Origin of the sequence: Streptomyces sp. PCS3-D2, assembly GCF_000612545.2 — a bacterium.
GTDB lineage: Bacteria > Actinomycetota > Actinomycetes > Streptomycetales > Streptomycetaceae > Streptomyces.
In genome coordinates, this window is record NZ_CP097800.1 from 1805365 (window position 1) to 1819621 (window position 14257).

The window sequence follows — 14257 nt, forward strand, 5'->3', positions numbered from 1 at the left end:
AATCATCACCCTTCCAGTCCCAGCCAGTCCGCCACGGCGGACCACACCTTGGCGAGGTTCTCCGGCTTGGCCATGTCGTAGTGCGTGCAGGGAATGCCGGCCTCGCGGATTTCCCCGCTGACATAAGGCTTCCACGCGTCGCCCGAGGTCGCTTCCTCCCGCTCTTCCCTCTCGGCCACGATCAGCAGGGCGTCACCGTCGAAGTCCCCGTGGGAATGCCGGTTCTGGATCTCACGGTGATTCAGAAGGACCTTGGCCAGGCTCCTGAATTCCTCGTCCGTGGTGGCACCGAGCGCGTGGCCCGCCTGGACCCGCACGAACTCGGCCACGGCGTCCAGCTGGTCCTCCGGCACGGCTGCGAGGTCGCCGACGGGTCCGGCGTCCGGGTCCGGCACCGCCGGGTTCTGGTCCATGAGGACGAGTGCCGCGACCTCCTGGCCCGCCGCCCGCAGCTGCACGGCGATCTCGTGGGCGGCGACCGCCCCGAAGGACCATCCCAGCAGGTGGTAGGGGCCGGAGGGCTGCACCCCGCGGATCAGTTCGACGTACTCCGCCGCCATCTCCCGTACGGAACGGGCCGGTTCGGTGGTCCCGTCGAGTCCGCGGTCCTGGAGTCCGTACAACGGGATGTCGCCCGGCACGCACTGGGCGAGCGGCATGTAGCACCAGCTCAGGCCGCCGGCCGGGTGGATGCCGAAGAAGGGGGGCTTGCTGCCCCCGGTCCGGATCGGCAGGAGGCCGTCGAGCGCGTCGCGCACCGACGACAGGCTCATCCGCTTCATCAGCTCGCTGACGGTCGGGGCGGCGAACACGTCGCGGACCGCGACCGACACGCCCCGCTCCCGCAGCTGTTCGACCAGTCGGACCGCCATCAGGGAGTGGCCGCCCAGCGCGAAGAAGTCCTCGTCGACGCCGACCGTTTCCACACCGAGCACCTCGGCGAACGCCTCGCAGAGGCTCCCCTCAAAGGAGGTGACTGCCCGGTTGGCGGTACCGTCCGCGGCCGTGATCCCGGGGGCCGGGAGCGCCTTGCGGTCCAGCTTGCCGTTCGGCATCAGCGGCAGCCGGTCGATCGTCACCACCGCAGAAGGCACCATGTACCCGGGCATGCGGTCCTGGGCGAGGGCGCGCACCGAGCGGCCCAGCTCCCCTTCGTCGTCCTGGCCGGTGGCCGAGGACGGCACCACGTAGGCCACGAGGCGCTTGTCTCCCGGGGTGTCCTCCCGGACCACCACCACGGCCTGTCCGACCTCCGTATGGGTGGACAGGACGGCTTCGATCTCGCCCAGCTCGACACGGAACCCGCGTACCTTGACCTGATCGTCGGAACGCCCGACGTACTGCAGATCGCCGTCCGCCGTCCAGCGGACGACGTCGCCGGTGCGGTACATCCGCTCACCGTCGGCGCCGAACGGGCAGGCCACGAAACGCCCGGCCGTCAAACCCGGCCGTCCCAGGTATCCACGGGCGATGCCCTTGCCGGCGATGTACAGCTCACCGGCCACGCCCGGGGCCACCGGAACGAGTCCCTCGTCAAGCACGTACACCTGAGTGTTGCCGATCGGCCCGCCGATGGACGATACGTCCACCGCGTCCGGTCGCAGCACCTTGGCCGTCGACCAGGTGGTGGTCTCCGTCGGCCCGTACAGGTTCGTCAGGGTCGGCGTCCGCTCCAGCAGGGTACGGGCCAGGTCGGCGGGCAGCGCCTCCGCGCCGATCAGCGCCCGCACCCGCGTCCAGTCCACGGGGTCGTCTGCGTCGGCAACGAGGCCGCGCCACAGGCTCGGCGTCGCGTGCACCATGGTCGCTCCGGCGGAGCGGATCAGCTCCCGCAGCGCCCACGGGTCAAGCACCTGCTCCTGCGCAGCGAGCAGCAGCGTCGCGCCGCCCAGCAGCGGCAGGTAGAACTCGAAGCCCGCCATGTCACAGCCGTGCGTGCTGACGGCCAGCAGGCGGTCGCCCGCGGTCAGCGGGAAGCTGACCTGCATCGACTCCAGGAAGTTGACGATCGCCCGGTGTTCGACGAGCACGCCCTTGGGGCGTCCGGTGGATCCGGAGGTGTAGATCACCCACATGGGGTGGGCGGGCGACAGAGGGCGGGTGCGCTCGTCGTCGGCGAGTGCACCGTCCGCGTATCCGGCCAGCTCCCGGACCAGCTCGGGGTCGTCGAGCAGGACCACCGGAACTCCGGTGTCCGCCGCGGTCTGGACGTCGAACTCCTCCAGCCGGTCCCGCATGCCCTCGCCGGAGAGCACGCACACCGCGCCCGAATCGGCGATCACGTACGCGATGCGGTCGGCGGGATAGTTCGGATCGATCGGAAGGTAGGCGGCGCCAGCCTTGACCACGGCAAGCAGGGCCACGACCAGGTCGACAGTGCGCTCGAAGACGACTGCGACGACCGACTCGGGTCCCACTCCGTTCCCGGCCAGGTACCGGGCCACCCGGTTGGCCCGGGCGTCCAGCTCGGCGTAGCTCAGTTCCACTCCGCCGAAGGTGAGGGCCGGCGCGTCGGGAGTGCGCGCGACCTGGGCTTCGAACAGGGCGGCGACCGTCGTGTCCGGCACCTCGGCCGCGGTGTCGTTCCACTCGGTCAGCATGCGGTGCCGCTCGTCCTCGTCCAGGACGTCCACGGCGCTGAGCCGGGTGTCCGGGGCGGCGGCCAGGGTGGCGAGGACGCGCGTCAGGCGCCGCGCGATGCGTACGACCGAATCGGGCTCGAACAGGTCCGTCGAGGCGATGACCGTGCCGCGCAGGCCCGCGGGCGCTCCCTGCGCGTCGTGCGTTTCGACCATGCTCACGTCCAGGTCGAACTTGACCACGGACGTGCTGACGGTCGGTTCGGCCGCAGCACCGGGCGCGTCGGAGGACGCTGCGGAGGGCGTACCGGCGTCGGTACGCCGCCCGGGCATGTCCAGCACCGCCTCGGCGGTGTTCTCCAGCAGCAGCATCACCTGGAAGAGCGGGTGGCGGGACAGCGAACGGGCCGGGGCCAGTTCCTCTACGAGCCGCTCGAACGGAACGTCCGCGTGGGCGAACGCGCCGAGTCCGGACTCCCGTACCCGCCCCAGCACCTCGCTGAAGGTCGGGTCCTGCGACAGGTCGGTGCGCAGCACGAAGGTGTTGACGAAGTAACCGACGAGGTCGTCCAGCGCCTCGTCGTTGCGTCCGGCGATGGCCGAGCCGATCGGGATGTCGGTGCCCGCTCCGAGCCGGGACAGCAGGACCGCCAGGGCCCCGTGCAGCACCATGAACATCGTCACGCCCTCGGCACGGGCGATCTCCAGCAGCCGTGCGTGCACCTCGGCCGGGATTTCGACCGGGACGCGGTGGCCCTGGTGACCGGCGACGGCCGGACGCGCCTTGTCGGTCGGAAGCGTCAGTTCTTCCGGGATTCCGGCCAGCGCCTCGCGCCAGTATGCGACCTGGCGGGAGATCAGGCTGTCGGGGTCCTCGCTGTCGCCCAGGATCTCGCGCTGCCAGAGCGCGTAGTCCGCGTACTGCACCGGCAGTTCGCGCCACTGCGGGGCGGCGCCCCCGGAGCGTGCGGCGTAGGCGGCGGACAGGTCGCGGGCCAGGGGCGCCCAGGACCAGCCGTCGGTGGCGATGTGGTGGATGACGACCACGAGCACGTGGTCGTCCGGGCCGGCACTGAAAAGCCATGCCTTCACCGGCACTTGGGCCGACAGATCGAAGGTGTGGCGCTGCGCTGCGGCGACCGCTTGCGCCAGGTCCTCCGGAGCGACCTCGGCCACGGTCAGGTCCCAGTCCAGGTCGGCCGGGTCCCACACCTGCTGGTAGGGCTCGCCGTCGGCGACCGGGAAGACGGTGCGCAGCACCTCGTGGCGTTCGAGCACGTCATGGAAGGCGGCGTTCAGTGCCTGTGCGTCCACCTCGCCGGACAGCCGGGCCGCGACGGGGATGTTGTAGGTGTGGCCCGGGCCCTCCAGCTTGTCGATGATCCACAGGCGGCGCTGACCGTAGGACAGGGGCGGCCGCTCGGGGCGCGTCGCGGCTTCCAACGGCGGCCGTGCCTCGCGCGCCCCGGCCAGGTGTTCGGCCAGGCCCGCGGCCGTGGGAGTGTCGAACAGGGCGCGGATCTCGACCTCGACGCCGAGTGTGGTGCGGATCCGGCTGACCAGGCGGACCGCGAGCAGCGAGTGGCCGCCCAGCTCGAAGAAGTCGTCGTCCGGGCCGACCGCGGGCAGTCCGAGGACCTCCGCGAAGGCCATGCACAGGATCTCTTCCTGGAGGCTGGCCGCGCGGTTGCGGCCGCCGGTCAGCGCGGAGCCGTAGTGCGGGGCGGGCAGGGCCCTGCGGTCCAGCTTCCCGTTGCCTGTCAGCGGCAGCCGGTCGAGGACCACGACGGCCGAGGGCACCATGTGCTCCGGCAGCCTCTGGCCGACGAACCGCCGTATGGCAGTGGAGAGTTCGATGTCGTCAGCGCTCTCCGGGTCGCCGGTCACCACGTAGGCCACCAGGCGCTTGTCGCCCGCGGTGTCCTCCCGGGCGATGACCACGGACTGTTCGACCATCGGGTGCGTGGCCAGGACCGACTGGACCTCGCCCGGCTCGATCCGGAAGCCGCGGATCTTCACCTGCTCGTCGGCCCGCCCGGCGAACACAAGGAGGCCGTCCGCGTTCCAGCGCGCCAGGTCACCGGTGCGGTACATCCGCTCGCCCGCCGCGCCGAAGGGGCCGGCGACGAACCGCTCGGCGGTCAGTCCGGGACGGCGCACGTAGCCACGGGCCAGGCCCGCGCCGGCGACGTACAGTTCGCCCGCCGCGCCGACCGGGACCGGCTGGAGCCGGTCGTCCAGGACGTAGAAGCGGGTGTTGGCGATCGGCGTGCCCACGGGCACCGCGTCGCCGGTCGCCATGTCGGCGGACAGGGGCGTCGTGGCCACGCCGATGGTGGTCTCCGTCGGACCGTAGTGGTTGAAGACCCCGCGGCCCTCACCGGCCGCGAGCAGCTCGCCCACCCAGGCGGCGGAGGCCGCTTCGCCACCGAGGACCAGGGAGGTGGCCGGGAGTACGGCGCCCAGGTCTCCGGCGGATCCGAGCGCGGCCAGGTGGGAGGGCACCGCCTTGAGGTAGTCGATGCCGTGTTCGGCGAGGTAGCCGGCCACGGCGACCGGGTCGGTGACCGCGGTCTCGCCCAGGATGTGCAGTTCACCGCCGGTGGCCAGGCTCGCGAACACGACGGTGTTGCCGAGGTCGGTGGCCTGTGCCTGGAGCAGCGCGTACCGGCCGCCCGGGGTGCCGAAGCCGACCCGGCCGGGTACCGACGAAACGTAGTTGGCCAGGGAACCGTGCGTGATCGCGACGCCCTTGGGCCGGCCCGTCGAACCCGAGGTGTAGATCACGTAGGCCAGGCCCCGCGGCTCCACCGGTACGCGCGGCGGCGTGGTGGGGGCGGCGGCGAGCTGCATCCGCGCCATGGCGCCGTCCAGCGCGACCAGGCGGGACTTGCCCGCGGGGAGTTCGTCCAGGATCTCCTCGGTGGTCAGCGCGAGCACGGCCCGGCTGTCGGTCAGGATGAAGGCGACCCGGTCCGTCGGCTGCTCGGGGTCGATCGGCAGGTACGCCGCACCGGCCTTCCACACGCCGAGGATCGCCGCGATCATCTCCACGCCGCGTCCGAGGCAGAGCCCCACGAGCGACTCGGCGCCGACGCCCTGCTCGATCAGATAGTGCGCGAGCCGGTTGGCGCGGGCGTCGAGTTCGGCGTACGTCACCTCCTCGCCGTCGCAGACCACCGCGACCGCCTCCGGAGTGGACGCGACGTGGGCTTCGAAGAGTTCGGCCACCGAGCCCGCGGGGGCTTCCGCCGCCGTGTCGTTCCACTCCACGAGCACCTGGTGGAGTTCGTCCCGGCCGAGCACCTCGACCGTGTCCAGCAGCTGGTCCGGGCCTCCGGCCATGGCGGATTCCAGCGCGGCGACCAGGTTCTCCACCGCGGTGCGCACCAGGCGCCCCACGGCGTCCGGGTCGCCCGGGGCGACCGAGTCCACGACGAGACCCATGCTGTCGGCGTTGTCGTCCACGGCAACGGTCAGCGGGTAGTTGTTGCGGGGGCGCATGAACAGCCTGCGGATCCCCTCGATGCCCTCGTCGCGCCCCGCCTCCGCGCCCTCGGCGGACGCCGCCGGGGTGTTGTGCCGGTAGTTGAGCAGGGAGGTGAACAGCGGCGTATCGCTGGGCACTCCACTGGCGCGCTGTGCCACGGCCAGCGGCGCGTGCTCGTGTTCCAGCAGCGCCGCGAGCTGCGCGCGCATGGCGGCGACCGCGGTCATGACGCTGACTTCGCCCACCTGCACGCGGACCGGCAGGGTGTTCATGAACAAGCCCAGCGCCCGGTCGGAGCCCGCGCCGGAGTTCATCCGGCCGAAGAGCACGGTGCCGAAGACGACGTCGTCACGGCCGCTGACCGCGGCCAGCACCCGCGCCCACGCCACGTGCAGGAGCGTCGCCGGGCTGGTGCCGAGCTTGCGCGAGACCTCGCGCACCCGGGTGTCCAGCTGCTGCCCGAAGCCCAGGTGCGCCTGGCTCAGGTCGGTGCCGTCACCGTGGACGTCCTTCATCCCGAACGGCGAGGTCGGCTCGGTGACGTCACCGAGCAGCTCGGCGAAGTGCGCGTCGTGGGCGGAGCGTTCGGCGCCGCCACGCGTCTGCGCGACGAAGTCGCGGAACGGCAGCGGCTCAGGAAGTTCCGCGGCGCGTCCGCTGAGGAAGGCCTGCAGCTCGTCGAAGACGGCCGCCAGCGTGGTGTGGTCCTGGACCATGTGGTGCATGCGCAGCAGGGCCGCCCACCGGTCGCTGTTCGGAACGGCCGCCACGTGCAGGTCGACCAGCGGGGCGCGGCGCAGGTCCATGGACGTGCCGCCGATCGCCAGCAGCTGGTCCACGAGCTCCCCGCCCTGCGGATCCAGTGTGACCTCCGCGACCGGGAGTTCGGCGCGGCGCCACACGACCTGCACCGGTTCCCGCAGTCCTTCCCAGACCACGGCCGTGCGGTAGATGTCGTGCCGGTTCACCAGGTGCTGCATCGCGTTCACGAACGCGTCCAGCCGGGCCCGGGAGTCGAAGTCGAGCACGGTGGGGGCCGCGTAGGTGTCGCGTCCGCTGCCCGCCATCAGGTGGTGGAAGAGGAGGCCCTCCTGGAGCGGCGCGAGCGGGTAGACGTCGGCCACGTTGGCGGCGCCGCCCTCGACGGTCGCGACGATCCGCTCGATCTCACCGGCGTCCAGCTCCACGAGCGGCAGCATCTGCGGGGTGAGCGTGCGCGTGCCCTCGGGGATGAGGTTCGGCGGTACGGCGACCCGGTCGGCGGCGGCCGCCCTGGCGAGGCCCGCCACGGTCGGCGTCTCGAAGAGCGCCCGTACCGAGACGGAGACGCCGCGGACGCGCAGGCGTTCCACGAGCGAGACGGCCAGCAGGGAGTGTCCGCCCAGCCGGAAGAAGTCGTCGTCGACGCCGACACTCTCCAGGCCCAGGACCTCGGCGAACACCGCGCACAGGATCTCCTCCCGCGCGTTGGTCGGACCGCCGCCCGATCCCGCCGTGTACTCCGGCGCGGGCAGCGCCCGGCGGTCCAGCTTCCCGTTCACGGTCAGCGGCAGTTCGTCCAGGGTCACGACGGCGGCCGGCACCATGTGCGACGGCAGCTGATCGGCGGCGTACGCGAGCAGGGACGCCGGCAGTGCGGCGACGGTAGCCGCGGCCGCGTCCTCGGCGGGCACGGCGTAGGCGACGAGGCGCTTGTCGCCGGGGGTGTCCTCACGGACCACGACCGCCGCCTGGCGCACCGACGCGTGGCCGGACAGCAGGGCGGCGATCTCGCCCGGTTCGATGCGGAACCCGCGGATCTTCACCTGCTCGTCGGCCCGGCCCAGGTACTCCAGTTCGCCGTCCGCGCGCCGGCGAGCGAGGTCCCCGCTGCGGTACAGGCGTTCGCCCGGCACGAAGGGGGAGGCCACGAACCGCTCGGCGGTCACGCCGGGGCGGTTCACGTAGCCGCGGGCCAGTCCGGCACCGGCGATGTACAGCTCACCGGCGACGCCGGCCGGGGCGGGCGAGAGGCTCCCGTCGAGGACGTACAGGCGGGTGTTCGCGATCGGGCGCCCGATCGGCACCGATTGGCCGACCTCCTGGCCCGCCGTCACCTCGAAGACGCAGCATCCGACGACCGTTTCGGTCGGTCCGTACTCGTTGACCACGACCGAGTGCGGCGCGTGCTCCAGCCAGGTGCGGACATCGGCGCCCGTGAGGGCCTCGCCGCCGACGATCCAGCGCCGGGAGGCGTCGCCGAGCTGTCCGTCGGACAGCAGGCGCGCGAGCAGCGGCAGGTGTCCGGGCACGATCTTGACCAGACCGAACTCCTCGGACCGCCGGATCACCTCGGCCAGTCCCTCGGCCCCGCCGTCCCGGCTGATCACGACCGGGGAACCGGACACCAGCGGCAGGAGCAGGCTGGTGACCGTCAGGTCGAAGGCCAGCGACGAGTGCAGCGGCGCGCCGCCCCCCTCGCCCATACCGTAGGCCCGGATCGCCCAGGTCACGTAGTTGGTCAGTCCGCCGTGGGTGACGGCGACGCCCTTGGGGCGGCCCGTCGATCCCGAGGTGTAGATCACGTACGCGGGGTGCGCGGACAGCACGGGATGCGCTCCGTCGGTCCCGGTCAGCGCGTCCGCGGCGAGGGCCGCGAGCCCGGCCGCCACCGTGGCGTCGTCCAGGACGACCACCGGGGCAGCGCCGGAGCCCGCTTCGAATTCCGCCAGCCGCTCGCGCGTCGCCCCATCGGTGAGCACGCACGCCACCGTGGCGTCGTCCAGCATGAACGCGATCCGCTCCGCCGGGTACTCGGGGTCGACCGGCAGGTAGGCGCCGCCGGCCTTCCAGACCGCCAGGACGGCCACGAGCACGTCCACGCCCCGCTCCAGGCACAGGCCGACCACCGCTTCGGGGCCGACGCCGAGGCCGGTCAGGTGCCGCGCCAGGCGGTTGGCCCGGGCGTCCAGCTCGCCGTACGTCAGCTCGGCGGCATCGCCGACCACGGCGAGCGCGTCGGGAGAGGCACTCACCCGTGCCTGGAACAGCTCCACCACGGTCTGGTCGGGGGTCTGCTCGGCGGTGTCGTTCCACTCACCGAGCACCCGGCGGCGCTCGGACTCGTCCAGTACCTCGATGGCCCGCAGCGGCCGGTCCTGGCCGCCTTCCCGTACGTCCTCCAGCACCGCGACGAGGTTCTCCACGGCCGTGCGCAGCAGGGTACCCACCGCCAGGGAGTCGATCGGTGCCACCGCGTCCACGGCCAGCCCGATGTCCTCGCCGTCGTCGTCGACGGAGACGGTCAGCGGATAGTTGTTGCGCTCCTGCGAGAAGACCGCCCTGATCCCTGCGGTCCCGGCGGTCCGGGTCTCGTCCGCGGCCTCTTCGGCCGGACGGACGGTGTTGTGGCGGTAGTTGAAGAGCGAGGTGAACAGCGGTGTGTCACCGGGTACGGCGCTGGCCTGCTGGGCGAGTGCCAGCGGCGCGTGCTCGTGCGAGAGCAGCTCGGCGAGCTGACCGCGCATAGCGGCGACCGACGCCGCGGCATCGGTCCCGGCGATCTTCACGCGCACCGGCAGCGTGTTGATGTACGGGCCCAGGGTCCGGTCGGATCCGGTACCGGCGTTCATGCGCCCGAAGAGGACGGTGCCGAAGACCACGTCGTCACGGCCGCTGACCGCGGCCAGCACCCGCGCCCACGCCACGTGCATCACGGTCGCCGGGCTCGCGCCGGACCGGCGCGAGACCTCGCGGATCCGCTGCGAGAGTTCGGGGGTGAACTGCACCCGGGTCCGCACGACCCCGGCTCCGTCGCCGTGGGCGTCCATCAGCCCGTACGGGGCGGTCGGCTCGGTGACGTCGCCCAGCAGTCCGGCGAAGTAGCGCTCGTGTTCCGCGCGCTCGACGCCGCCGCGGGCCTGTGCGACGAAGTCGCGGAAGGGCAGCGGCTCGGGCAGCTCGTCACCGCGGCCGGCCAGGAACGCCTCGACCTCTTCGAGCAGCACCTCCAGGGCGGTGTGGTCCTGGACAATGTGGTGCACCCGCACCAGGGCCAGCCACGCGTCACCGCCCGGCTCCGCCGCCGCGTGGACGTGGATCAGCGGCGCGCGCCGCAGGTCCACGGAGGTGCCGGCCAGGGCCACCAGCTCGCTGACCGGGTCGGTACCGTCCGGGTCCAGCCGTACTTCCTCGACCGGCAGGACGGCGCGTCGCCACACCACCTGCACCGGCTCGCGCAGGCCCTCCCATACGATCGCGGTGCGCAGGATGTCGTGCCGGTCCGCCACCTGGCGCAGGGCCTCGGTGAAGGCGTCCAGCCGCTCCCGGGTGTCGAACCTGACCACGGTCGGCAGGACGTACGCGTCCTCGCCGCCGTCGGCGAGCAGGTGGTGGAAGAGCAGACCCTCCTGGAGCGGGGCGAGGGGGTAGATGTCCGCGATGTTGGCGGCGCCGCCCTCGACGGTGGCGACGATCCGCGCGACCTCGTCGGCGGTCAGGTCCACCAGCGGCAGCATCTCCGGGGTGATCTCCCGCGCACCCTCGGGGATGGCGTTCGGCGGTACCTCGACCTGCTCGGTCCCGGCCACCACGGCCAGGCCCGCCACGCTCGGGGTCTGGAACAGCGCCCGTACCGATACCGAGACCCCGCGCGTGCGCAGGACCTCCACCAGGCGCACCGCGAGCAGCGAATGGCCGCCCAGCGCGAAGAAGTCGTCGTCGACGCCGACGCTCTCCAGGCCCAGGACCTCGGCGAACCCGGCGCACAGGATCTCCTCCCGCACGCTGGAGGGACCACGGCCCGAACCCGTCGTGTACTCGGGCGCGGGCAGGGCCTTGCGGTCCAGCTTGCCGTTGACCGACAGCGGCAGCGCATCCAGCACCACCACTGCCGACGGGACCATGTACTGCGGCAGGCGCTCCGCCACCCGCGTGCGCACCGCCGTCGGCAGCTCCTCGTGGTCCGCGCCCCCGGCGGGCACGACGTAGGCGACCAGGCGCTTGTCACCCGGGGTGTCCTCGCGGGCGACCACGACGGCCTGGGCCACCTCGTCGTGTCCGGCGACGACCGACTGGACCTCACCGAGCTCGATGCGGAAACCGCGCACCTTCACCTGCTCGTCGGCGCGGCCCAGGTACTCCACCTGCCCCTCGGTGTTCCAGCGCACCAGGTCACCGGTGCGGTAGAGGCGCTCGCCCGGGGCGCCGAAGGGGTCGGCCACGAACCGTTCGGCGGTCAGCCCGGGGCGGCTCAGGTAGCCGCGGGCCAGGCCCGCGCCCGTGATGTACAGCTCGCCCGCGACACCGGGGGGGACAGGCGCCATGCGTCCGTCCAGCACGTACACCCGGGCGTTCGAGATCGGGCGGCCGATCGGCACCGCCCCCTCGACGTCCTCGTCGGTGTACCAGGCCGTGGTGTACACGGTCGCCTCGGTCGGGCCGTAGATGTTCGCCAGCCGAACGCCCGGGAACGCGCGGCGGATGCTGCCGACCGCGTCGGCGGTGAGCGCCTCGCCCGCCAGGACCACCGTGCGCGGACGGACGTCGGGGCCCGGTCCGCCCAGGATCTGGACGAACCCCGAGGGCACGCCGCTGACCAGGCTGACCTGCCAGGGGCCGCGGTCGCGGTCGGCGAGGGCGAGCAGGTCCGTCACGACCTCGACGGATCCGCCGGACACCAGGGGGCCGAACAGCTCGAAGACCGAGACGTCGAAGTTGAACGAGGTGGACACCAGCACCCGGGCGAAGTCGGCGCCGCCGAACTCGGCGGCCGCCCAGGTCAGCAGGGCCACCACGGACCGGTGCTCGACCACCACGCCCTTGGGGCGTCCCGTGGAGCCGGAGGTGTAGATCACGTAGGCCGGGTGGGCGGGCGTCAGCGGCGCCACGCGGGCGTCCTGCGTCGGCGCGTGCGACGGCAGGCCGGCCACGACGGCTACGGTCTCGGGCGCGTCCAGCACCACGAGCTCCGGGCGTACGGACGGCAGCGCGGCGGCGGTGGCCGTGGAGGCGAGCACGACCAGGGGCGCCGCGTCGTCCAGCATGTAGGCGATGCGCTCGGCCGGGTACTCCGGGTCCACCGGCAGATAGGCGCCGCCGGTCTTCAGGACCGCGATCAGCGCGGGCACGACGTCCGCGCCGCGCTCCAGGCACACCGCGACCATCGACTCGGGGCCGACTCCGCGGCCGATCAGGTGGTGGGCCAGCCGGTTGGCCCGCGCGTCCAGTTCGGCGTACGACAGCTCCAGGCCGTCGACCACGAGGGCGAGAGCGTCGGGGGTACGGGCAACCTGCGCCTCGAAGAGGTCCGCGACCGTGTCGGTGTCCGACGACAGCTCCAGGGCGGTGCTGTTCCAGTCGACGAGCACCTGCCGCCGCTCACTCTCGGCCAGGACGTCGATGGTGTGCACCGGCTTCTGCGGATCGGCGGCGACGGCCTCCAGGACGCGCGTGAGCCGAAGCGCCATGTGCTCGACCGACGCCCGTTCGAAGAGGTCCGCCGCCGCGATGATCTCACCGCGCAGCCCGGCGGGCCGCCCCTCGGCGTCGAACGCCTCACCGACGCTGGTCTCGATGTCGAACTTGGCGGCGAGCCCGGCGGTCAGCGATTCGGGCTGGGCACCCGGGGCGCCCCCGGCCCGCACGCCCTGGAGGTCGAGTTCGGCCCCGGCGGTGTTCTGCATGGTGAGCATCACCTGGAACAGCGGGTGCCGGGAGAGGGAACGCGCCGGCGCGAGCTCCTCGACCAGCCGCTCGAACGGCACGTCCTGGTGAGCGAAGGCGTTCCAGCTGGCCTCCCGCACTCGCGCGAGCACATCGGCGAACGTCGGCTCGCCGGACAGGTCGGTGCGCATGACCAGGGTGTTGACGAAGAAGCCGACCAGGTCGTCGAGGGCGACGTCGGTACGGCCCGCGACCGTGGCGCCGATCGGGATGTCGGTGCCCGCGCCGAGCCGGGACAGCAGGACGGCCAGCGCGGCCTGGACCACCATGAACATGGTCACGTCGGACTCGCGGGCGACCTCCGTCAGGCGCGCGTGCACCTCCGCGGAGACGTTCAGCCCCACCGTGTGGCCGCGGTAGCCGGCCACTGCGGGGCGGGCGTGGTCGAAGGGGAGTTCCAGCTCGTCGGGCACACCGGCCAGCGCCTCGCGCCAGTAGGAGATCTGCCGGGAGGCGACGCTGTTCGGGTCCTGGTCGTCACCGAGCAGCTCGCGCTGCCACAGCGCGTAGTCCGCGTACTGCACGGGCAGCGGCTCCCACGCGGGGGCCTGCCCCTCGCACCGTGCCGCGTACGCCACGGACAGGTCCCGGGCCAGCGGCTTCGTGGACCAGCCGTCGGTGGCGATGTGGTGGACCGTCACGACGAGGACGTGCTCGTCCGCGCCGGCCGAGAACAGCCAGGCACGGATGGGAACTTCGGCCGACAGGTCGAAGGCGTACGCCGAGGCGCGCGCCACCGCGCCTTCCAGCTCCCACGGTCCCACCTCGGCCACGGACAGCTCCCAGGCCAGCTCCTCCAGCTTCAGGATGCGCTGGTACGGCTCGCCGTCGGCGACCGCGAAGACGGTGCGCAGCACTTCGTGGCGGCCGATCACGTCACGCAGCGCCGCTCCCAGCGCCTTCCCGTCCACCTCATCGGACAGCCGCAGCACGATCGGGATGTTGTAGGTGGCGCTCGGCCCCTCCAACTGGTCGATGAACCACAACCGGCGCTGCGCGAATGACAACGGAATCATCAGGAATCCTCAATGGTTACGCATCGGCCGCAACGCCGGCCTAGCTGACTTTTGACTTCCAAGCTGCTGTGCAAGCACGGAGAAACGATGCTCAGCCGACACGGAAAGGTCTACGGCCGGATCGTCGTGGACCCCCGGCCGATTTATCGGACCAAATATTCGAGTATGCCGAGAGAAACTACGTGCCGGGCAGCCCAGTTGGGAATGGTCTCCATCAGGCTCTTGGACCACATGTGGCCCGCATGTCGGTCCGGGATTCGCCGACCCGAATACCAAAGCGGCCGTGCTCCGTTCAACCGATATCACAGGAAGAACGTCACCCCTCCGAAGTCACTATGACCCAGGGTCCGTGCGGCGATCAAAGGTTCGTTCAACTGAGTCTCCGCGCCACTTGAACGCGGGAAGCCGCGGCCGGGGGGGAACCGGCCGCGGCTTCGGGTACTACAGGGCGGTCCAGCGCCCCTCCGTCA

Annotated in this window: 1 pseudogene; it reads right to left on the bottom strand. The window is 72.1% G+C overall.

Going from position 1 to position 14257, the window contains the following annotated elements:
- Window positions 1-5: 5 nt before the first annotated feature.
- A pseudogene (locus AW27_RS07455) lies at window positions 6-13787 on the bottom strand (amino acid adenylation domain-containing protein); the annotation flags it as partial.
- Window positions 13788-14257: the final 470 nt, after the last annotated feature.